Origin of the sequence: Bacillus sp. TH25 (assembly GCF_016650935.1) — a bacterium.
GTDB classification, from domain to species: Bacteria; Bacillota; Bacilli; order Bacillales; family Bacillaceae_G; genus Bacillus_A; species Bacillus_A mycoides.
On the sequence record NZ_JAEKEU010000020.1, the window covers coordinates 24,505 to 46,491 of the forward strand.

Below are 21,987 nucleotides of genomic sequence, written 5' to 3' on the forward strand. Positions count from 1 at the left end.
GCACCGAACTGATGGTGTTACCCTAACTGACGTTTAAATGCTTTACCGGCGAAGAAGTAAGCGATAACCATAATGCCAACGCACCAAGCAAGTGCAATCCAAATATCGTTGCCAACAGTCCCTTCATATAAGAGCGCACGAATCGCATTCACAATTGAAGTTACAGGCTGGTTCTCAGCGAACGCACGAACAATTTTTGGCATCGTTTCGGTAGGAACAAAGGCCGAACTAATAAAGGGCAGAAAAATTAGTGGGTACGAGTAGGCTGTCGCCCCTTCCATAGACTTCGCTGTCAACCCGGGAATGATAGCCAGCCATGTCAGCGCCAGCGTAAACATCCCAAGTATTCCAGCTACCGCAAGCCAATCCAGAATATTAGCGCTGGAACGGAAGCCCATTAAGAGCGCAACAAGGATAACCACCACGATAGTAAGCACATTAGCAACAAGTGATGTTAATACGTGAGCCCATAATACCGACGAACGCTTGATAGGCATAGTAATGAAACGTGCCATCAGCCCGCTCTTTACATCCGTAAACAACCGTACGGAAGTGTAAGCGACACCGGATGCGATAGCCATCAGCAAGATTCCCGGCAATAAATAATTGACGTAGTTATCCGTTCCTGTCTTTATGGCGCCGCCAAATACGTAGACAAACAACAGCATCATCATAATCGGCGTAATCGCTACTGTAATAATTGTATCTGGACTGCGCATAATGTTGCGCATTAAGCGCCCTAATAATACCCCTGTTTTGCTCTTCATTTACATCTCCTCCTTTTTGCCAATGATCGCAAGGAAAATTTCTTCCAATGTCGGCTGCTTCTCGATATACTCCACTTTTGTTGGCGGGAACATCTCTTTAAGTTCTGTAAGAGTACCAGTCGTAATAATTTTTCCGCCATGCAAGATAGCGATACGGTCCGCCAGTTGTTCGGCTTCCTCGAGGTACTGGGTCGTGAGCAAGATGGTTGTGCCGCCGCCGGCAAGTTCCTTGACGGTATCCCACACTTCAATCCGCGCTTCGGGGTCAAGCCCTGTCGTCGGTTCATCGAGAAAAATGACTGCTGGCGCCCCAATCAAACTCATCGCGATGTCAAGCCGGCGCTTCATCCCACCTGAATACTGGTCTGCCCTCTGGTTGGCTGCACCAGTCAGGCTAAATCTTGCAAGCAAATTATCAGCGACTTGAGCAGGACTAGAAACTCCACGCAAATTGGCAATCATTATCAAGTTTTCTCTCCCCGTGAGCATTCCGTCTAAAGCTGCAAACTGCCCTGTCAGACTAATACTTTGACGAACATGATCCGGTTGACGCTGAACGTCAAAACCACAAATACCTACTTCGCCGCCATCTTGCTTCATCAGCGTCGAGAGGATATTGACTATCGTCGTCTTGCCCGCTCCATTTGAGCCCAGCAGTGCGAAAATTTCGCCACGCTGCACTTCAAAATCTACCCCTTTTAACACTTCCTTATCTTTAAAGGATTTTTTTAATCCTTTTACAGAAATCGCTGTATTGGTCATACTTTTTTCCTCCTTAAAAAATGTTTTGTAAAGCTAGACTGCCTACACTCCTCTATTTAGTATTACTGATAATCTGTATTACTTAGTACTGATTTAAAAATATAACTGAATAGCGATGGCGGCAATTCACATTTGTAACCAGCTAATCAGTCGGTATTACCTGTTGCATTTATTTTTTTCTCAATTGCTTCATAATACTTTCATTCAAATCTTCACGATACTTGGAAACATAAGTTTTAGCATTTGCCACTAGTTCGTCAGCAAAGGATGCCACGTCCTCCCCAGTGATTTCAAGCACTTGTCTGCCTTCCGCCGCACCGGCTTCAAACAAATCGATTAGTTCATACTGTATGTGTAGCATATCCATCCCGTTACCAGCTGAGAAATTCCACATGTAGTTTTGAATTTTCTTAAACACAAACTGATAGTCCTCTGGCAGAGCTCCAACCCGTGCCATCATCATTTTGTACTCTTTTTTATCACCAATTAATTTTTTGAACATTTCCAACATATTATTTTTCCTCCTTTTTTATAAAGCAGAACAAGAAACTCCCAAAATATCGGCCGAATATTTAATCTTATGAGGCTAGTTTGACTTCAAGACGTTAATTTTTGATGATACAAAATCCCATTTTCTCCAAAATAATTCAAGCTCCTGACGGCCATCCTCATTTAGTGAATAAAACTTGCGAGGCGGCCCCATGTCTGACGGTTTCTTTTCAATATTCACAAGTTTTTTCTTCTCTAATCGCACAAGGATGGTATAGACCGTTCCTTCCACGACTTCAGTAAACCCAAGCTCATTAAGGTGGCGGGTAATCTCATAGCCATAAGTTTCACGGCGGCTAATGATTTCCAGAACACATCCTTCCAGCGAACCTTTCAGCATTTCAGTTAAATTTTCCATATTCTGATCCTCCTTTACCCCCTATTCTGTCTGACTTATATTCAGTATCACAGAGTACTAAGGCTAATTTTTACTGAATAGCTTTTGAGAAGCCTCACTATTCAGTATTACTTATTACAACTACATTGTATGACTAAGTAGATAGAATGTCAACTCGATTTTTAAATTTTTTCTTAAATCCGCTTTTGCCTATTGGATACTGAATATATTTTTAAAAACTACGCTATTCAGTATTACTCATTACCACTACATTGTATGACTATGTAGATAGAATGTCAACTCGATTTTTAAATTTTTTCTTAAATCCGCTATTATCTATTGGATACTGCCTATTTTCTTCTTAAGAAATCTCACCACATACCTATCCAGCTAAGAAAAGGAAATACCCCAAAACAAAAATTCCACATTTTTGTTTTGGGGCATTATAATATTCCGAAGTTAATGAATGTGGCTAGCTCTCCTTATTAAAAAGACGGATCATTTTTTTGTTCTTCTACTAATGCACCTGTGCATCTAATACATGAGCTTGCGAATACATACAAATTCTTTATAAAGTCAACTCTACATATAGGACATCCTTTTTGTTACGATAACATCATATTCATGTCTTCTGCTGCGGTTGTAATCAGTTTTAAACCGAATGTTTCTTGTAATACATCAAGCACACCAGGTGAAATAAATTCAGGTGCCTTTGGACCAATGCGAATATCTTGAATACCAAGACTAAATAGCCCAAGCAAAATGGCAACCGCTTTTTGTTCAAACCATGATAGGACAATACTAACTGGCAATTCATTCACTTCACATTGAAAAGCATCTGCTAAAGCGGCCGCTATTTTCACTGTCGAAATTGAGTTATTACATTGCCCTAAGTCAATATAACGTGGAATCTCCGTACCGGGAACAACACCATAATTTACATCATTAAAGCGAAATTTCCCACAGGAAGTTGTTAAAATAACCGTTTCTGGCGGAAGTGACGTTGCTAATTCACGATAGTATTCCCCGCCTTTTCCTGGTGCATCACAACCTGCGATAACAAAGAAACGCTTAATTTTCCCTTCCTTTACTGCCTCAATAATTTCTGGAGCTAATGATAATACTGTATTATGATGAAACCCTGTTACTAACTGTTCATCCGACTCCATATGTACTTCTGGAAGTTCTAGCGCTTTTTGAATCACTGGTGTAAAATCGTCATTTTCAATTTTTTGTACGCCCTCTAAGCCTGCAATATCATATGAAAAGAAGCGATCAGAGTATGATCCTTTAATTGGCATAACACAGTTCGTTGTAGCTAATATGGCACCAGTGAATTTTTCGAAAAGTCGTCGTTGATCGTACCATGCCTTACCAATGTTTCCTTTTAAATGTTTATATTTTTTCAGCTTTGGATATCCGTGTGCTGGTAACATTTCAGAATGCGTATAAATATTAATTTCTTTTCCTTCTGTTTGCTTTAATAACTCTTCTAATGCAAATAAATTATGACCAGTAACTACAATTGCCTTACCTTCTACATGGTTCTGCGTAATTTGAACAGGCTCCGGAACACCAAAGTGATTCGTATGTGCCTCATCTAATAACTCCATTACTCGTAAAGCCGATTTCCCTACTTTCATAGCCATATCAATATGTTCTTGTTCATTAAAGTTAGAATTTGTTAATGTCATATATAACGCTTCTTGAGTTGTAGCATCTACAACTGCATCTGTATACCCTAGCTGCGCAGCATGCGTACGATAAGCCGCTATTCCTTTTAATCCAAACACAATCGTATCTTGTAAACTTGCAATGGTTTCATTCTTACCGCAAACACCCATCACTTTACATCCACCTGTTGGCGTTTGTTCACATTGATAACAAAACATATCATCCCACCCTCTCCCAATCATTCGTTACAAATTAAGCATAATACCCATTGAGGAAAAGGGATGTGATATCAATCACAATAATATATATAAATTTGTGACAGTTCATATTGTCGACATAATATTTTTATTGACATCAAAAAAACATACAGAAAAATGGCCAACTTTGTTGATGCTTTCAAATAGCTAAATCATTGATTTAGAGAACTATTAGTGATATTAGCAACTAATAGGCATACCAAAACACTATTCTTTCTATCATTCAACAGAAAGAATAGCGTTTTTTCATTTTGAAGAACTATCAATTTTTTGATTAAAGATTTTATAGGAAACCTCTTTATTTACAATACATTTACACCATCTTAACATTTTTTACATTATTTATATGATATATTTATATAGAAACTACTTAAGAAATTTCATGTACATTGTTATCTTTATAATCTCTTAACTGATTGATAAGAGATTATGTTATATTTTCATACCAGGGGTGAATTAGGATGACTGAAACTTTAAAGACACTTATAATGCTTGATGTTACTTACGTTGTTATAGCAATTATGACGGTACTGGTATTTGTATACTTGGAATTAAAATCTCAGTAACTTATGCAGGCGTAATTGATAGCTTCGCATTTAAATATAGCTAGAAGAAAGCGAGGAGGAAATTGTTTCTCCTCGCTTTTATATTCCCACAGTTTCTTATTTCAACAAATCCAATGTATGTAAAAGTAATCCTCTGTCCCCTACTTCTCCATGACCAGGCACTACTAAGTTCATATTTCCATATCGTTTCAATACATTCTCAATCGATATCGACCATTCATTTACATATGCATCAGCAACATTCCCTAAATCTTTAGCTTCCGCAGATTTCACTAAACAGCCTCCAGCTAAAATGTTGTATTGCGGTAACCATACGACAATATTATCTTCTGTATGCCCTTTCCCTGGATAGAACGTTTCTACTTTTATATTTCCAAACTTCATATTCGTAATTGTTTGTAAGTCTCCAAGTGGCTCTTCATATCCATTTTTCTTTGCTAGTTCCGCAGTTAATGCTGTACTATGCGCTTTAATGCCTCTTTCTTTCAACGTTTTAATTCCGCCAATTCGATCAGCGTGCGCATGTGTAATAATAACATCCGTTACGCGCTTCTTAAATTTCTTTTCTACCATCTCTATTAATTCCTTCGTTAACTTATCATCCCAAGAAGAATCGACAAGCACTAACCCTTTAGAAGTAGTAAGAACTAGACCGTTCGAAGGAACTGCTACTCCATTAAAATAACCTAACTCCGTATGGACCCATACATTTTTGTTTAACTGAGAAATTGAAATAGTTCCCGTCTCATTTTTTATTACTTTTTTCTCTACCGTTCGTTCTGCTTGTACTGGAGATATTACACTAACAAATTGAATTGTTCCTAGTAAACTTACACATAACCCTACTTTTAATAATGTATTCTTTTTCATTTTTATCAATCCTTTCTTTCAAATTAAATGGTTATTACCTAAAATAGACAATTCAACTTAACAGTTTGTTCCATATTCACTTACATATTTTTCATGCAGTTAATAAAAAAGCGTACAAAATTCTGTACGCTTTAAAACTTAAAATTACAATTACTTTTTTAAAAATTATAACATTCATACTATAATTTATTTATAACCCTTTAACGGAGGTGCTTTTAATGACTCTCTTCGCTTCCCCATCATTATTCATACTAGCAATCATTTCATTTGCATTAGCTTATTTCATCGGAGTAAAACAATGCACTTGGCTCTTATCAGGATTCAATGAACGCCGTGTACCTGACAAAGTGAAGTTATCAAAAATAGTTGGTTTTTATAATTTAATTGCCGGTATTATCGCCACAATTGGTAGTGTCTTCACTACCCCTAATGCAAAAATCGTATTTCCTATCATTGTAATTGGACACGTCATAATAGCCGTATATATAAATACACGTATGGTTCAGTAAAAAAAGATCATCCAAATGGATGATCTTTTTCATAATTTATCGACATATTGCTTTGCTTCTAACAATGAAAATCCAAAAGCCTCTCTTACTCTCTTAATTGCTGTAACTGTTTTTCCTTCTTCCACAAGCTGGCGTAATTCTTTATTAATTTCAGGTTCTCTATCTACAATTCCCATTTCTTTCGAAATTAATTGTAATCTATCTTCCATCCTCTTTAAACGCGTATCTGTTTTCTTTTCGATTTTATTTAATTTTTCAGCGAGATACATAAATCCAAAGGCCGCTATCGGTATGACAATCCAAAATTCCAAGACTGTTCCTCCTCACTAGCATTGTTTTATTCAAGTGACTTATGTAAAATTTACCACAATACACATTTAATGTATAATAGTAATATACAACATTGTTGATAAAATGAAACTTTAATCAGTGGGGGTTTTGTTCGTCCCCCACTGATTATTAGTCCTCACCAATCGGGCGTTTACGGGCAGCCCGACTCCCACCTAACTTCTTTGCCCCAGTCGAATTTTGAGGTGGGAGTTTTACTGCCCGTTAATGCGGGATAAAACCTTTTATTTTAGGGGGACACTTTATGAAAAGATTTTTTAAGACGTTACTACAATTTGTAGTTCTTTCAATTGCACTACATTTGTTATTTGATATAGTTGGTTGGCTTGTTTTCAATGCACCAATTAAAAACAAACCAATCTTTATTTCCTTTATAACAGCCTCATGGCTTATGTACATGTACAGAGATAAATTTTTTAAAGCATTTACTTCGAATTAACTTACACTAAGAAAACACTTCATCGATAAAAGATGAAGTGTTTTCCTTTTCTCTCTATTTACTACTGTATAATAAAGTTAATATTCTGTTTTTAAAAGAAAGGAGTCACTATGAACTTAAAAAGTAACAATATCTATGAGAAAATGAACCAATATTCTGTTTCAGGGTTAAGCTTTGCCATTATACGTGACGGTAAACTTGATGAAGCTACTGCTTTCGGAACACTTGAATCTGGAACAACTAGAACTGTCACTACGAATTCCATATTCAATTCTTGTTCTATTAGCAAATTCATCACTTCAATGCTTGTACTAACGTTATCAGATCAAGGAATCGTACATTTAGATGAAGACGTAAATGATAGACTCACATCTTGGAACATCCCTACCAATCTATTTACTTCACAGAAAAAAGTCACACTGCGAAACTTATTAAGTCACCAATCTGGAATCATTGATCCTCCCAATAGTTTTGAACATTATACACTTGCACAAGGACTACCTAAAATGGATGAGCTCCTTGCTGGTAAAACATTATATTGCCCAGTACCTATAGAAGTAACTTATGCACCAGAAAGCCAATTCCACTACTCTGACGCAAATTTTTGTATTATCGAACAACTACTTGAAGATATTACTGGAAAATCGTTCAACCTTTTACTTGAAGAATTTATTTTTCAGCCACTACAAATGAAAAATAGTACACTCTTCTCTCCCGAAGACATAGATAAAACCGATGCTTTTGCTTGCGGGCATAATAAAGATGGAACTGTAACAAATGAGAAGTACCCATTTTATCCATTCGCAGCTGCTTCAGGCATTTGGACAACACCAACTGACTTATCAACTTTAGTACTCGGACTCATTCATTCCTTACAAGGAAATAGCAAACTGGAACTTTCTCAAAAAACAGTACAAGATATGATTTCTCCTCAAGGATGCACCAAATGGACTGGGTTAGGTGTTTTTCTAGAGTATTCTAATGAAGACTTACAAATTCATTCACTTGGCTGGGGTGTTGGATTTCAATGTATGATGGTATGTAATCCATACCGAGGTAATGGCGCTGTTATTATGACGAACTCGGATTTAGGTGTTCATCAAAAGGATGGGATTATTGGTGAGATTTTAAAAATGTTATCCTTATAATTAAAGAAGTAAAACAAAGAAAGAAGCTGATTCTCCCAGCTTCTTTCTTTATATAACATTTTTCACCACAATTTTAATATGTTCTGGTGCGATAATTTCCGTTATACTTTCTTGGAAATCCTCATGCAACAGTTCTTCAATATGTTCTAACTGCACTTCGACATGTGTGCATTCTAAATTATGTATGTTTAATAGTGCATAATGATCTTTCTTCTTAATTACTAAATATTGATTTTCTTCTGTTATGAGTACAGAACCTAATCGTATTCCTAGTAGACGTTGATCATCAAACTTCACAATTTTTTCCCCTTTCCAACCGCGAATGTAATTACTATACAAAAAACCTAATTTAAGGAAACTAATCTTATATAGACTATATCATACTTTACTAAAATATAAATATCATATTTTCTTTCAATAGAAATCCCCGTTTTTTTATATATTTCGATACAAAAAACTTTCTCAACAAAAAATTATAATTTTCAGTTTTTTATTCCATGAAAATCTATTATACTAAAGCTAATAAACGTTTGAAATGTTTGACCTCTCCTAATTCATGTACATATGGATGATCAGTAGCTGTTGCTACTGATCTATTTTTTGATTTCCGAAAGCAAATACACCGCATCCTTTCCTACACCACAAATAAGCGCAGAACCCCTTTGAGATTGCCACGGCAGTCCAATATAATACAATCCTCTTACTGGACTCATTCCCTTTGTATGATTAGGAAATCCATTCATACTCACTGCCTTTTCTATTTCAATCCATTTATAATCTTGAACAAAACCAGTTGACCATATAATACTTTGTGCACTATACGTGCCACCATTCTGAAACATAATATTATTTCCTAATGCACTTACCACTTTTCCCTGTAGTTTTATTGCTCCACTACGAATAAGTTCCTTACCTTCAAAACCAAAAATGGGATCCTTTCGCTTCTGAAACCACCTTCCTGTCTTTGTATGTATTTCGGCATACAATAAACCCATTTTTTCTAACCAATTAAAAATGCTTTTTCTAAAAAGATATAACGGTAAAAAGGTTAACGGATGACTTATAGCCATTGTAACTTCATGAGTTTTTGCAAGTTCTACTGCTATTTGCATGCCTGAATTCCCACCACCTACTACAAGTACTTTTCCCTTTGGAATTTGTAATGGTGATTTATATTGTGATGAATGTATTTGAAAAATATGTGATGAAAGATGTTGTGAAAATGAGGGGATGAATGGTTGCTGAAAACCACCTGATGCGATAATAACTTTTTTCGATTGTAAAATTTCTGTAGGAGTCTGTAATTCAAATATTTCTTTCTCTTTTCTTATTTTTAAAACTTGAGTCTGTAATTGTACCGGCAATTGAAAATACCTTGCATATTCTTCTAAATAAATTGCAATTTCATCTTTACATGGAAATCCATTCCCTTCTCCTTTTAATATCATACCTGGTAAACTACTATATTCCCTTGGTGTGAAGAGCTGCAAAGAATCATAGCGGTCTCTCCAAGAATCACCAATTCGGTTTCCCGCCTCAAGTAATAAGAAACTATATCCTTCCTGCTTCAAGTAGTATCCCATTGTTAATCCAGCTTGACCAGCTCCCACGATAATTATATCTTTCATTCCAATTCCTCCTTCTCACAAACACATGAATACATGTTCATGTGTTCATGCGTTTCGATAATCATAACATTTTTTTTTTTATAATTCAATATCTATCCAAAATAAAAAAGAGCAGTTCACTATAAAGTAAACTCCCCTTAATATGTATCATCTCGTTACTCATTAATATTTCAATTGTCCCCAAAGGATCTAACGGCCCATACACACTATCACCTAAATTTATTATCATTTCGAATATCTTTTAATACCACCTTTAAAGCGTGACTATTCCCATGAATATCTGAAATCATCGCTATTTTTCTCTTCATTGTAACCCCTACTTTGATAAATTATTTATAACACCTCAATTTCTAAACCCTTTCCTCATAAAATGTAATTCTATTTGAGAACGGATCAATCACAGTTAATTCAATTGTATCCCAAGGTGTTCTCTCTATATCAGGTTTTGAATACGCATAATCTTTACTTGATAAAATAGCATAATAACTTTTTAAATCCTCTATTTTCACACGAATTGCACCGCCTGGTGAAGCATCCCCATGATGTTCAGATAGATGTATTACAGTATCATTTAACGAAATTCGCATATATAATGGCATATTTTCCTCATACCGATGTTCCCAATCCAGTTTAAATCCTAAAAAATTAAAGTAAAATAACTGAGCCTTTTCAATATCAAAAATTCTAAATATAGGTGTAATCATTTATAATCCCCTCCTATTTATAAACATCCGCCGCCAATTCCCGCAAAACATCTACATTCATCACTTCAAAACAACCATTGCTTTTCTTTATAATTTCTTTATCACAAAAAACATTTAATGTACGTAATAAATGCCGATAACTCGTCCCTAGCAATTCAGCTGTTTCCGTTAAATTCCCACTAAACACAATTCGATTCCCGTGCTGAACAGCGCGTTCCCCTGCTGCTAACATGTAACTCGCAAGTCGATTTTCAAGTGGATACAGTAAATTAATTGTACTATTTTTTGAAAGTCGATTTAATTTATGGGCTAAAGAACCGCAAATACATCTCAAAAATTTCGCATCATGAAATAATTGGTTTCTCACTTTCCCTAAAGGTAGCCCAACACAATATGAGTCTGCCATAACTTGTACGTTTGAATTGATTCTTTGAGAGTGAATTAACTCTACATCTCCTAGCAACTGCAAACTGTCATAAAAACATAATAATACAGATTTCCCGTTACTTAATGTGTTAAACGCTTTCGCTTTTCCTTCAACAAAGAAATATAAATAATCTATCTCTTCGTTTTCTCTGCAAATGAACTCATTCTTTTTAAAAAATATAAGTTCCATATATGGTTTCATATCACTACTAAAAAATGAATCAATATTATTTTGTTTCATATACTCTGCTAATTTATTAGAATTACATACTTTCTTCATAGGCCCCCACCTTTACAACTCATCCCAATTGTAAACAAAATTTTCTTCTTTCACTATGACATATGTCATAGTAATACACAATTTCAGCATGATACAGTCATTACAAATATGAAATATAAAAAGGGGATATTACATTGTATAACTTTCTTTCTGTCTTTATTGGTGTGCTTATTGCCATTATGCTCCCATTGAATGGGATTTTATCTGAAATAATCGGTAATTATACAGCGAGTGTTGTCATTCATCTTGTCGGTTTAATAGCAGTTATTTTCGTTTTAATCCTTAACAAAAATAAAATCCATTTTGATAAAGGTATTCCACTTTTTTTATATAGCGCTGGGGCAATTGGAGTATTCACTGTTCTTTTTAATAATATAAGTTTCTCTGCTCTTGGTGCCTCTATTACGATTGCATTAAGCTTACTTGGTCAATCCATCGCTTCCATAGTTATTGATCATTTCGGTTTATTAGGAATGAAAGTTTCGAAGTTTGATAAGAAAAAATTAATTGGATTAGTATTCATCTCTTCTGGAATTATAGTCATGACAATTTACTAATGGAGGTAAAAAAATGTTATATATTTGTATCGCTATTTTAGCTGGTGTTTCTATCGTTGTTGCTAGAATTATTAACGCGAATTTAGCAAAGGAAATTGGAAATTGGGAAGGCACATTTTTCAATTATATTACTGGATTATTTTTCTCCATGTTATTTTTAATTTTCAGTTCAGATTCGTTGTATATTTCTAGTCATACGTTACAATCCATACCTATCGCTGTATACTTAGGCGGATTAGTAGGCGTTATCGTCATCTCATTATCAAACTATATTACTCCTAAAATATCAGCATTTTATTTAACGTTACTCATCTTTATCGGACAATTGTTTACGGGGACTATCATCGATTTCTTCCTGTCACACGAACTATCAACCGGAAAAATTATCGGTGGAATTCTCGTATTAATAGGGCTTACTTACAATTTACTCGTTGATCGCCCTATAAAAACCGTGAAGCATAACCACGTTCAACTATAATACTTTACGCTTACCTATCATATATTAATAGAAAAGCTCTTCACATGAAGCCATAGAGAGGAGAATATTCTATTAAGAAAATCATTTTACTGCTAGGTAGCGCATTGATTATTTTTGGAACCGTATGGTTTTTAAACTCTGGAAAATCTATTCAAGATCTCTATACAGCAAGTAAACCAAAGAAGAAAGCTACTATTATTTCAACTCAAAGAGACCCAGATGCACCTCCTGTTTTTTTAGGAAAACAGGAAATAAAAGATATACATGTAGAGTCGCTTAAGACAAAAAAATCTATCTTCCTTACAAAAACAGATGAATTAAAAACATTCATTAACAGTATGGATACAGCAAAAAAAGGCGATTTAACGCTAGATGAAGAAGGTTCTGATTTAGTAGATTGTAACATGTGGATTACTTTCCAAGATGGAACTTATAAACAATATTTAATTTGGATAGTAGATAACAACAGTAGTGAAGTTATGATTGCCCATCAAAACACTCCTGATGACGTAGACCTTACTTATTATCAATTAAATGAAGGTAATTCGAAAAAAGTATATAACTTATTTAAAAAGGTTATTTAATAGAAAAAGTCATGAGCTACTAGGCCCATGACTTTTTCTATTTATATATATTCAGGGAACACTTTACAGCTCTTTTCCTGCTCTATATCATGTCCAAAGAAAACAATTGGGTTCTCTTTCCTAACAACTTCTTTTAAACGTTTAATTGAAGATAAAGCTAATTCCGAATCAAATCCAGCGAACGGCACTTCATCTTCAAAATTTTCTTTCGTATACGATGCATCGATCGTTAATAACACTGGGCCAGAGTTCTCTGTCTCAATGAATAGTGACTGATGCCCCGGAGTATGTCCTGGTGTATACAATAATTGAACTCCTGGTACGACTTCATAATCCCCTTCAATGATCTTGTATTTCAAATTTGGCAAGATACATTCTTTCATATATTCTTCACTATGTTGTGCCGCCTCGTATTCAGCACGCTGCACAATAATCGGTGTATTTGTAAAAGCACCATTTCCTCCTGCATGATCAAAATGTAAGTGAGAACTAATAATATAAAGAAGGTCTTCCGGCTCATAACCAACACGTTTTAAAATATTCACGATTCTATCTTCTTCAGTCATTTTCGGTAAAATCTGTCCTTCAACAAATGTACCGTTAAAAAGGCCTTCATTATTAATCGCACTTTCTGGCATACCTGTATCTACTAAAATAGGTCCTTCTTCAGTCTCCAAAAGATAACACCAAACCGGTAAGTCTAATAATTTTCCTGGTGTTAATGTACTGTTAACAGACGAATGATCCAACATACAACGACCTGCTGGGACGAAATAAAGCTTCTTTACTGTCATTATGTATCCACCTTTACAAATAATTTAGGATAAAACAATACTATATTTCGCTTATGAGAAATAAACTCCTTCTCACCTTTCATTATTTCAACTATTATCTTTTCAATTGTTCACAACTTTTCATTCCAAATCCAGTGATACTGGAAAGCCTATGCAGAAATCCAATCCTCCTTTAAGTATATAAGATAAAAGTATCACTTTTTCTTATAATAACACTACCGTTCTCTGAAGACAGAATATATTTGATATTTTCAGAGAAATGATTGAGTCGTCGAAACCAAGACGTTAAAACGAATTTTGGACATAAAATAACCGACTACCTACATGTTTTAAAAAAGGAGTCGGCTATTTTGCTTATTTATTATTGATTTGCATGCTCTTTATATGTGATGAGCGAAAATTTTCAAGAGTAATATGCTACTTTAGTTTCCATGCTTTTTCACTGAAATACTTCCGTTATGTGTGTTTAATTTAATTTGATTTTCTCCCTTCCCAATAACGGTATTTCCATTATATTTATTCAGGATATTCGCTTTTCCATTGTCGACAGAGACATTAAATTGAACATTAGTTGGTTCTTTTTCAGTTTCAATATTAATCTTGCCATTGTGAGTCGTAAAATTGAGATTTCGATCAAGTTCATTTGTTTTAAGAGAAAGACTTCCGTTTTTAGATTGCCCTTCTAGTTCACCTTCAACATGATCTAGCATTATTCGTCCATTATTCGATTTCACATGAATATTTTGCGCCGTTATATCTTTAAAGTCCATACTTCCATTATTTGTTTCCACATTAATTTTTTGCGAATTGATCTCTCTTAATTCAACACGCCCATTGCTTGTATTGATATCAAAATGCGTTGTATTTTGTTGTTTTGCAGAAACGTAACCATTGTTATTGGAAATTTTTAATGAATCATATTGTTTTTCAGGCAGATAGACATTTAATGTTAATGGGACCAATACTTCAGAAATGTTGAAGTTGAACCAACTCTGTTGTTTTTCTTTATAAGAAATGAGAAGCGTTGAATCTTTTTCATCCGTAGCTAATGTTCTTTTTATGTTAGGATTTACTTCCCCATCTAATGTTACTTTCATGTTACTTTCTGTTGTAGGATTGATGTTAACACGCACGTTATTCGTATCGATAATGACGCTTGACACATTATTATTGTTAATGACCTTTTCTTCTGAAATTGGTACTGTGGCAATTGAACGATAAGTGAATAGACTTCCCACAATCCCAATAATGAAAATAATACCTGCAATGATTGAAAGTTTCTTTTTATTTATCATGCTTAAAACCACCTTTTACTAGTGCTATATTGAACTTTAAATAACGAACAAATCCATTCTTTGCTAGCTTCGTTAAAGATAACATAGCGATTACAATGAAATATCCAAGTCCACAAAGTGCTAAAGAAACGAAAAGGTTAAAAAGTAAGAATGTATTTGGATGCACAATGGTATCAACAATAACAAGCAGTGGTAAACACAAAAATGAGATTCCTAGAGCCCACCCCGAAAAAATCAATGCGGCTACTGCAATTGCAGGTCCAAGCACGATTACTAAATTGAAAAATCCTAATCCAATTACTGCCCAAATTGCCCGAAAAACATTTCCTGTTGTTGCACTCGCTGTTACTTTCTCAATATGATAACCTGCTAATAACTCTTTGGCGATTTGAGCTGGCGAACCTAATGAAGCTGTAATTTCTTCTTCAGTTTTTCCTTCCTCTAATCCGAAAGTAAAATGTTCTTCATAATCTTTTAAAATATCTGCACGTTCTTTTTCAGATAATCTTTTTAGAGATACGTTTAATTGTTGTAAAAATTTATCTTTCGTCATTACGTACACCTTCTTTTATTAATTGATTGACACCTTGTGAGAACTCATTCCATTCCTCCAAAAGTTGGTACAAATACGTTCTACCTTTATCCGTCAGTTTATAATACTTCCTTGAAGGCCCTTCTGAAGACTCCTGTAAATACGTTGTAAAATATTCTTCTTTAGTTAATCTACGAAGTAGAGGATAAACAGACCCTTCTGATATTTCAATTTGATTGGAAATACTTCGAACTAATTCATACCCATAACGGTCTTGCTTATCAAGTAAGACAAGAACACAAAGTTCTAAAACTCCTTTTTTAAATTGTACATTCAATATTCATTCACCCTATTCTAATTGGCATCTACTACTATTTATTGTTTAGTACTGTTTTATAATAAGTAACTACAAGTATAATATAACACTTGGTATTGTTCATTGCAAGGTACACTGGAAAAATAAGTATACCTTTCATCCGACGCTTATAAAATCAAAACGATGGCTCCTCTCCATTTAAAAAGTTCTAAATGAGGCTGAAACAAGCCTTTAACAAAATGGAAAGGACTCAACTTTTTTACATAATGACACTTTACCTACTATAATAAAAGAGAAAAAGACTCTTACTTTAATGGAGGGAATAAAAATGAAAGCAATTGGTTTACATGAATACTTACCTATTGAAGAAGAAAACAGTTTAATTGATATTGAAGTTGAAAGACCTGTTGCCACAGGAAGAGATATACTTGTAAAGATTAACGCTATTTCCGTTAATCCAGTTGATACAAAAGTTCGATCTCCGAAAGATAAAAAAGAAGATATAGCAAAAATACTTGGCTGGGATGCTAGTGGTGTTGTCGTGCAAACTGGCGATGGTTGTACGTTATTTAAAGAGGGCGATGAAGTGTTTTACGCTGGAAGTATTACAAGGCAAGGTACATACAGTGAATACCATTTAGTTGATGAAAGAATTGTTGGTAAAAAACCAAAAACGTTAAGTGATGCTGAATCTGCAGCACTTCCTTTAACAGCCATTACCGCATGGGAAGGTTTGTTTGAACGTTTAGGGATTGATTATAATAAGAAAGATGAAAATTCATTTAAAAACATTTTAATTATCGGCGGAGCTGGTGGTGTTGGCTCGATTGCTATTCAGTTAGCTAAATGGGCTGGACTAAACGTAATCGCAACTGCATCCCGCAGCGAAACCATACACTGGGTTGAAAAATTCGGTGCCGATTATATAGTTAATCATCACCAACCTTTAAAAGATCAAATATTAGAATTTGGGCTAAAAGATGTAGATTATATCTTCTGCTTAAACAATACTGATCAGCATTGGCACGCGATGGGTGACATCGTTAAACCACAAGGTAAAATTTGCTCTATCGTAGAAAATGAACACCCTCTTGAGATGGGAATTTTAAAAAGTAAAAGTGCTACATTCGTTTGGGAGTTTATGTTTACAAAAGCGATGTATGAAACTGGTGATATGAGTACACAGCACGAACTATTAAATAAAGTAAGCGAGCTATTAGATGAAGGTATTCTTCAAACTACTTTAAATGATACGTTAACACCAATTAATGCAGAAAACCTTAAAAAAGCACATGCATTACTTGAAAGTGGACGTACAATTGGAAAGATTGTATTGGAAAAATTTTAATAACAAAAGTCCGATTTCTAAATAAGAAATCGGACTTTTGTATTACCTTTATTTACTTGAAACCTCTTGATCATTTTTAACATCTAACGGAGCTCGTTTCCCTATTCCGAAAGCATAGAAACTAATTGTTACGATAGCTAAGAAAACAATACCTACAATTAGTGAAATACGTGTATCATCGTTAAACCACATTCCGATTAATACCATAATTAAAAAGGCAATTGTTAAATAGTTTGTAACAGGAGCAAATGGCATTTTGAATGGATGATCTTTCATCTCTGCTCCCTTTTCTTTTCTAAAACGAATTTGACTAATTAAAATGACAAACCATGGCACCATACCAGGAAGTACACTCGCACTATATACATATACGAATAAGTTTTTCGGTGCAATATAACTTAAAACAACACCAACCGCTAAACCGATAATTACACCAACTGTACCGAATAAAGGTACACCGTTATTAGAGATCTTCGTAAAGTATTTCGGTGCTTGTCCATTTACACCTAGTGTATAAAGCATACGTCCAGCACTATAAATACCACTGTTACAACCAGACATTGCGGCTGTAATAACAACGAAGTTAATAAGTCCCGCCGCTGCCGTAATACCAACCTTCGCAAAAGTTGCTACGAACGGACTACCAATTGAACTTAATTGATCCCAAGGATAAACAGTTACAATAACGAAAATAGCACCAATATAGAAAATTAAAATACGCCAAATTGTACTTTGAATTGCTCTAGTAAGTGTCTTCTTCGGATCTTTCGCTTCACCAGCAGTAATCCCGATTAATTCCACACCTTGATACGCCCCAACTACAAGTGATAATGCAAAGAAAAATCCTGAAAAACCACCTGTGAAGAAACCGCCGTTTGCCCAAAGATTAGATATGCCGATTGCTTCTCCTCCATTCCCAATTCCGAAGAAAATGAGGCCGAATCCGGCAATAATCATTAATAAAATCGTAACGATTTTAATCATCGCAAACCAAAATTCAAATTCACCAAATGACTTAACCGAAATTAAGTTAGCCGCACCAAGAATAACCATCGCGATAATACCAGGTATCCAAGCCGGTAAATCCGGGAACCAATATTTCATATACGCTCCAACTGCGATAATCTCTGACATCCCAACAATAACCCACTGGAACCAATTACTCCACGCTGTCATATAACCAGCTAACGGATGAATATATTTGTGACCAAATGTCGCAAATGAACCTGTGCTTGGCTCCATATACAACATTTCTCCCATGGCACGCATAATGAAGAAGATGAAAACACCTGCGATTGCATATGCAAGCATTACTGACGGACCTGTCCATTTAATCGTGCTGGCTGACCCCATAAACAAACCAACACCAATTGTTCCGCCTAAAGCAATCATTTGAATATGACGTGCTTCTAAACCTCGTTTCAATTCTTTGTTTGCCACTTCATTTCCCCCTCTTAGATGATTCATAGCCGCATTTAAAGTAAGATGGTGTCCCTAATTCCTGTTTGGCCCTGAAAATGATGAAACAAACGTCATTTTAGACTAACTTTAAAGCTATCCTAAAATCTCATTTTGCCTCTTATAAAATTTCCAAAACCCCTCATCTTCCTATTTTCTATAAAACTTAAAATTGCTCACTTCATATTAATTCATTTATCTGAAAAGTTCAATTATTTTTTCAGTAAATTATTATATATTAGTTTGATTAATTTTTAACTAAATTAACAATAAAATACATCTATTCAATATGATTCTAGTGTGAATATTATTACAATATAAATAACCGAGGAGAAAATATCCGCCTCGGTTTCATACCTCATGTACTTCAATCTTTATAGTTCATAATATAATTCCCCGCATGTTTGATTAACAAATCATGCAGGGAATTTAATATATCAGTAAAACTATAATATTACTAACTTCTCCCTCTCTTGTTTACCCAATACTTACATATAAATTTTCTCTTTCCCATCTCCTATTTTAAGAAAAATATAACTATACTTAATACAATCAACACTACACCTGAAAGCGGAAAACTCTTTTCTTCAGCTTTTATCTTTTTCTCAATAATACCTTTAATTTCTGTCCTCATATTCTCTGGACATTTCCTAAATAAAATATTAGTTGTATGTAACGGTCTATGTAATATTCGGATTTTCACAGGAGATCCTGATAAATATATATTATTTTTATTCAAAGTAAATTCTATGTCCGCTTCAGTAAGCCCTTCTTTCACTAATATATTCACTCGTCTAGAAGGCAGATTAAATACTGTATAATCATTAAAAGTTAGCCCTCTAATATCGAAATGTGAGTATACAAGAACAAAAGTTATAAACAACAAACATAGTATAAACATTGTTTTTGTTAATGAAAGTTGCTCTAATACGTAGGTAGGTGATGTCATATAAGCACAAAAGAATGTAATTAAATTACATAGATAATGATTTAAAATGAAATTTTTTCTTACAACTATAATAAGTCCGGAAATGATTAGTAGAGCGCATACTAGGTTCATTAACATAGTTTCACCCTCCCCAATAACTATAACTATACAACTTTGTTATATTTTAATATTAATTACATATTCATACCTATAGTTATGTTCATAAAATATAAAAGAGTCTCATTAAAAAATGAGACTCTTTTACGATTTCATATTTAAATCGATTTTGAAGTTTTCTTACCAAAAATAAACACCTTAGTAAACACCATCATTATAACTACAATAACAAGAAAATAAAGTGGCATCACTATTAACGAGCCCGTATGCAGCTGACTCATTCCCAAAATTGTCATCGTTACAATTACATAGTACCCTAAGCTAAATAATGCTCCAGCTGTACCAATGACATCTTGAAAATCTACTAATGCTAAACTTAAACAGTTAGGTAATGCTACCCCAATTCCTAATAGCAATATAAACATCGCTACTAAAAATCCAATCATATATATTATGTTTGGATTTGATCCAAATAAAGTAATAACAGTTAAGAGGATAGCTCCCCCTGCCATTACAAGAGAACCGATATATATAATTTTCTCTGGTTTATAAGTAGCAAGTAACCGCTTTGAAACTTTCGCTCCAATAATAGAAGCGGAAGCGACAACAATTCCTAGAAACCCGTACATACTAGGTGATAACTGAAAGTATTCAATAAAGATAAACGGCGCTTCCGCATAATAGCTAAATAAAACACCATTCGCTCCTCCAATTAATAACCCATATGTTACTACTTTCGGATTTGTAATCAACCGTTTTAATACAGAAAATACATTTATTTTACCCGTTATTGCGTCCGTTTTTGTTTCCGGAAGTGAAACGAACGTATATAACAAAATCCCAACACTCATAACAACTAAACTTAAAAATACTATTTTAAATCCAAACATTTGATCAAGAAAGCCCCCAATTAGTGGACCTATCGCTGGTGTAAAAGCAATGACTGCCGAAATTTGAGCAAACATAACATGACGTTTATGCCCCTCTACACTTTCACGAAGAATCGTTTGTGTCACAACTGAACCAGCACTTGCTCCAAATGCTTGAATAAAACGACTAAACAATAAAAATTCAATAGAATTTGCAATATAGCATAAGAAACTTCCAGCGCCATATACTACAATTCCAAATAACATTGCTGGGCGACGACCAATTATATCTGATAACCATCCAATAAAAAATACACCTAAAGCAAATCCAGCAAAATAAACACTAAGCGTTAACAGTTAGAAAACGAATGACAGAAATGACAAAGGATGAAGTAGCAACTTCTGGCCATATACGAATTAATACGAAGAAATTTATTCAAGTGTTGTATTTTGAGGCGAAACGGTTGATGGAGATAGAATGAAAAGAGATAAGTGTTTCAGATTGTAGACAAAGTCTTGTTCAAGTGACATTGAGTTTCTTGGTGCTTAACATGCTTTTGACTCTCTTTTTTAATTAGAGTTGGAATAGAAACAAAAAATAAATATAATATTGTTAATGCACCAACGGGGAGGAGGACAGGACATGAATAAAGAAGAAAAGGTCATAGTGGGTTTCAGGGACTTATATAATAAGATTGTTTGGCTTAATAAGGATAAGATGGAAGACAGTCTTAAGGGTTATAATTCTTCTGAAGTACATTGTATCGAATACATTGAAAAAAATGTAGATTCTAACGTGACAAAACTTGCGGAGTCCTTTTATATGACTCGCGGTGCCATAAGTAGAATAACTAAAAAACTTATAAAAAAAGGCCTTATCGAAAGTTATCAGAAGTCGGATAATAAGAAAGAAATCTATTTTAGGCTTACTGAACAAGGGAAAGTAATTTATAAAATACATGAGGATCTGCACAAAGAGTTTGAAGAACGGGATAAAGTTGTGTTTGATCAAGTAACCGAGGAAGAATTTGATAGTATACTTAGCTTCGTGGAAAAGTATAGTAGACATTTGGATACAGAAATAAAGAAACAAGGTGTACATATTAAGTGAATGTGATATAGCGCTGCTGCTAATATAAATGAACCGATTAAAACCATAAAAACTTCTTTAATAATTTGTCGACTTTGGATGTTCCTCATCGTTATTCCTTCTTTCCGTAGTTAGTAGTCCTTTGGTGTTGTAAACTAACTACGAGCTCACATGTAGCTTTCAGTTAGTTTACGAAAAAACTAACTACGCTATATGTCGCTGAAGAAATAACGAATAATCCTCTCGTCCATCAATTCTCCCTACCTTCGTTTTAGTTTAAGTCTTAAAGCGACTAAACAAAACGGGGAGTAGGATTCTTCATTTAGCAATCCTGCTCTTCTTTGTTTTGTTTAGCTA

25 protein-coding genes and 4 pseudogenes are annotated in these 21,987 nt (G+C 34.5%); 9 read left to right on the forward strand and 20 right to left on the reverse strand.

Annotation, left to right across the window (positions count from 1 at the left end; genetic code table 11):
* Window positions 1-17: 17 nt before the first annotated feature.
* The 6 genes from JFT89_RS13090 to bla2 all read right to left on the reverse strand — a co-directional run bounded on the left by JFT89_RS13090 (window position 18) and on the right by bla2 (window position 5,782).
* Complete coding sequence (locus tag JFT89_RS13090; RefSeq protein WP_002014105.1) at window positions 18-767, reverse strand: ABC transporter permease; 750 nt, start codon at window positions 765-767, stop codon at window positions 18-20.
* Window positions 768-1,529, reverse strand: a complete 762-nt coding sequence (locus JFT89_RS13095; RefSeq protein ID WP_201040135.1) for an ABC transporter ATP-binding protein — start codon at window positions 1,527-1,529, stop codon at window positions 768-770.
* A 169-nt stretch (window positions 1,530-1,698) separates the two neighbouring features.
* Window positions 1,699-2,040, reverse strand: coding sequence for a DUF1048 domain-containing protein (locus JFT89_RS13100; RefSeq protein WP_002014108.1), 342 nt, complete (start codon window positions 2,038-2,040; stop codon window positions 1,699-1,701).
* A gap of 75 nt (window positions 2,041-2,115) precedes the next feature.
* Window positions 2,116-2,436 carry a PadR family transcriptional regulator gene (locus JFT89_RS13105; protein WP_002128372.1) on the reverse strand — a complete coding sequence of 107 codons (321 nt, stop codon included), beginning with the start codon at window positions 2,434-2,436 and terminating at the stop codon, window positions 2,116-2,118.
* 584 nt (window positions 2,437-3,020) lie between these two features.
* Complete coding sequence (gene hcp / locus JFT89_RS13110) at window positions 3,021-4,307, reverse strand: hydroxylamine reductase (protein ID WP_016095160.1); 1,287 nt, start codon at window positions 4,305-4,307, stop codon at window positions 3,021-3,023.
* A gap of 701 nt (window positions 4,308-5,008) precedes the next feature.
* Window positions 5,009-5,782 carry a BcII family subclass B1 metallo-beta-lactamase gene (gene bla2 / locus JFT89_RS13115; RefSeq protein WP_016095161.1) on the reverse strand — a complete coding sequence of 258 codons (774 nt, stop codon included), beginning with the start codon at window positions 5,780-5,782 and terminating at the stop codon, window positions 5,009-5,011.
* A 218-nt stretch (window positions 5,783-6,000) separates the two neighbouring features.
* Between bla2 and JFT89_RS13120 the strand changes: the two genes are divergently transcribed.
* Window positions 6,001-6,291: a DUF3784 domain-containing protein gene (locus JFT89_RS13120; protein WP_201040136.1), complete on the forward strand. Its 291-nt coding sequence runs from the start codon at window positions 6,001-6,003 to the stop codon at window positions 6,289-6,291.
* Between the two features lie 29 nt (window positions 6,292-6,320).
* Here the strand turns inward: JFT89_RS13120 and JFT89_RS13125 are convergent, their stop codons facing one another.
* A complete protein-coding gene (locus JFT89_RS13125) occupies window positions 6,321-6,602 on the reverse strand; it encodes a hypothetical protein (protein WP_002128376.1) in 282 nt (93 codons plus the stop codon).
* A gap of 281 nt (window positions 6,603-6,883) precedes the next feature.
* Between JFT89_RS13125 and JFT89_RS13130 the strand changes: the two genes are divergently transcribed.
* Window positions 6,884-7,078, forward strand: coding sequence for a hypothetical protein (locus JFT89_RS13130; protein WP_016095163.1), 195 nt, complete (start codon window positions 6,884-6,886; stop codon window positions 7,076-7,078).
* A 110-nt stretch (window positions 7,079-7,188) separates the two neighbouring features.
* The gene (locus JFT89_RS13135) at window positions 7,189-8,226 is read left to right on the forward strand and encodes a serine hydrolase domain-containing protein (protein ID WP_033707025.1); all 1,038 of its coding nucleotides are present in this window, start codon (window positions 7,189-7,191) and stop codon (window positions 8,224-8,226) included.
* A gap of 48 nt (window positions 8,227-8,274) precedes the next feature.
* Here the strand turns inward: JFT89_RS13135 and JFT89_RS13140 are convergent, their stop codons facing one another.
* The 5 genes and pseudogenes from JFT89_RS13140 to yeiL form a co-directional block, all read right to left on the reverse strand.
* Window positions 8,275-8,523, reverse strand: a complete 249-nt coding sequence (locus JFT89_RS13140) for a hypothetical protein (protein ID WP_002087603.1) — start codon at window positions 8,521-8,523, stop codon at window positions 8,275-8,277.
* Window positions 8,524-8,819: 296 nt separating this feature from the next.
* Window positions 8,820-9,854, reverse strand: coding sequence for a flavin-containing monooxygenase (locus JFT89_RS13145; protein WP_201040137.1), 1,035 nt, complete (start codon window positions 9,852-9,854; stop codon window positions 8,820-8,822).
* Window positions 9,855-9,984: 130 nt separating this feature from the next.
* Window positions 9,985-10,162: pseudogene (locus JFT89_RS30660) on the reverse strand (metallophosphoesterase family protein); the annotation flags it as partial.
* A 42-nt stretch (window positions 10,163-10,204) separates the two neighbouring features.
* Window positions 10,205-10,558, reverse strand: a complete 354-nt coding sequence (locus JFT89_RS13150; RefSeq protein ID WP_201040138.1) for a glyoxalase superfamily protein — start codon at window positions 10,556-10,558, stop codon at window positions 10,205-10,207.
* Between the two features lie 13 nt (window positions 10,559-10,571).
* Window positions 10,572-11,264 (reverse strand): transcriptional regulator YeiL, encoded by a 693-nt coding sequence (gene yeiL / locus JFT89_RS13155; RefSeq protein WP_201040139.1) that lies wholly within the window; start codon window positions 11,262-11,264, stop codon window positions 10,572-10,574.
* A gap of 134 nt (window positions 11,265-11,398) precedes the next feature.
* Here yeiL and JFT89_RS13160 point away from each other — a divergent pair, with 134 nt between their 5' ends.
* From JFT89_RS13160 to JFT89_RS13170, 3 genes are all read left to right on the forward strand, one after another.
* The gene (locus JFT89_RS13160) at window positions 11,399-11,821 is read left to right on the forward strand and encodes a DMT family transporter (RefSeq protein WP_002066391.1); all 423 of its coding nucleotides are present in this window, start codon (window positions 11,399-11,401) and stop codon (window positions 11,819-11,821) included.
* A gap of 13 nt (window positions 11,822-11,834) precedes the next feature.
* On the forward strand, window positions 11,835-12,299 hold the full coding sequence (locus JFT89_RS13165) for a DMT family transporter (RefSeq protein ID WP_002014128.1): 465 nt from the start codon (window positions 11,835-11,837) through the stop codon (window positions 12,297-12,299).
* A 104-nt stretch (window positions 12,300-12,403) separates the two neighbouring features.
* Window positions 12,404-12,883, forward strand: a complete 480-nt coding sequence (locus JFT89_RS13170; protein ID WP_201040140.1) for a hypothetical protein — start codon at window positions 12,404-12,406, stop codon at window positions 12,881-12,883.
* A gap of 41 nt (window positions 12,884-12,924) precedes the next feature.
* On the opposite strand, the gene aiiA is transcribed toward JFT89_RS13170, so the two are convergent.
* The 4 genes from aiiA to JFT89_RS13190 all read right to left on the reverse strand — a co-directional run bounded on the left by aiiA (window position 12,925) and on the right by JFT89_RS13190 (window position 15,841).
* Window positions 12,925-13,677: a quorum-quenching N-acyl homoserine lactonase AiiA gene (gene aiiA, locus JFT89_RS13175; protein ID WP_002066390.1), complete on the reverse strand. Its 753-nt coding sequence runs from the start codon at window positions 13,675-13,677 to the stop codon at window positions 12,925-12,927.
* A gap of 422 nt (window positions 13,678-14,099) precedes the next feature.
* The gene (locus JFT89_RS13180) at window positions 14,100-14,972 is read right to left on the reverse strand and encodes a DUF4097 family beta strand repeat-containing protein (protein ID WP_201040141.1); all 873 of its coding nucleotides are present in this window, start codon (window positions 14,970-14,972) and stop codon (window positions 14,100-14,102) included.
* Window positions 14,962-15,525, reverse strand: a complete 564-nt coding sequence (locus JFT89_RS13185; protein ID WP_002066387.1) for an HAAS signaling domain-containing protein — start codon at window positions 15,523-15,525, stop codon at window positions 14,962-14,964. Before JFT89_RS13185 ends, JFT89_RS13180 begins: the two co-directional genes overlap by 11 nt.
* Window positions 15,512-15,841 carry a PadR family transcriptional regulator gene (locus JFT89_RS13190; protein WP_002165328.1) on the reverse strand — a complete coding sequence of 110 codons (330 nt, stop codon included), beginning with the start codon at window positions 15,839-15,841 and terminating at the stop codon, window positions 15,512-15,514. The genes JFT89_RS13185 and JFT89_RS13190 overlap by 14 nt, the downstream gene beginning before the upstream one ends.
* A 307-nt stretch (window positions 15,842-16,148) precedes the next feature.
* Between JFT89_RS13190 and JFT89_RS13195 the strand changes: the two genes are divergently transcribed.
* The gene (locus tag JFT89_RS13195) at window positions 16,149-17,168 is read left to right on the forward strand and encodes a zinc-binding alcohol dehydrogenase family protein (protein ID WP_201040142.1); all 1,020 of its coding nucleotides are present in this window, start codon (window positions 16,149-16,151) and stop codon (window positions 17,166-17,168) included.
* A gap of 48 nt (window positions 17,169-17,216) precedes the next feature.
* On the opposite strand, the gene JFT89_RS13200 is transcribed toward JFT89_RS13195, so the two are convergent.
* The 3 genes and pseudogenes from JFT89_RS13200 to JFT89_RS13210 all read right to left on the reverse strand — a co-directional run.
* On the reverse strand, window positions 17,217-18,608 hold the full coding sequence (locus tag JFT89_RS13200) for an amino acid permease (protein WP_002165326.1): 1,392 nt from the start codon (window positions 18,606-18,608) through the stop codon (window positions 17,217-17,219).
* 535 nt (window positions 18,609-19,143) lie between these two features.
* Entirely contained in the window at window positions 19,144-19,692 is a 549-nt protein-coding gene (locus JFT89_RS13205; RefSeq protein ID WP_201040143.1) for a hypothetical protein, read from the reverse strand.
* A gap of 137 nt (window positions 19,693-19,829) precedes the next feature.
* Window positions 19,830-20,894, reverse strand: a pseudogene (locus JFT89_RS13210) (multidrug effflux MFS transporter); the annotation flags it as partial.
* A 2-nt stretch (window positions 20,895-20,896) separates the two neighbouring features.
* On the opposite strand from JFT89_RS13210, the pseudogene JFT89_RS13215 reads away from it, so the two are divergent.
* Window positions 20,897-21,022: pseudogene (locus JFT89_RS13215) on the forward strand (transcriptional regulator); the annotation flags it as partial.
* Between the two features lie 161 nt (window positions 21,023-21,183).
* A complete protein-coding gene (locus tag JFT89_RS13220) occupies window positions 21,184-21,651 on the forward strand; it encodes a MarR family transcriptional regulator (protein WP_201040144.1) in 468 nt (155 codons plus the stop codon).
* On the opposite strand, the pseudogene JFT89_RS13225 reads toward JFT89_RS13220, so the two are convergent.
* A pseudogene (locus JFT89_RS13225) lies at window positions 21,648-21,740 on the reverse strand (YitT family protein); the annotation flags it as partial. The gene JFT89_RS13220 and the pseudogene JFT89_RS13225 sit on opposite strands and share 4 nt — an antisense overlap.
* Between the last annotated feature and the right edge of the window lie 247 nt (window positions 21,741-21,987).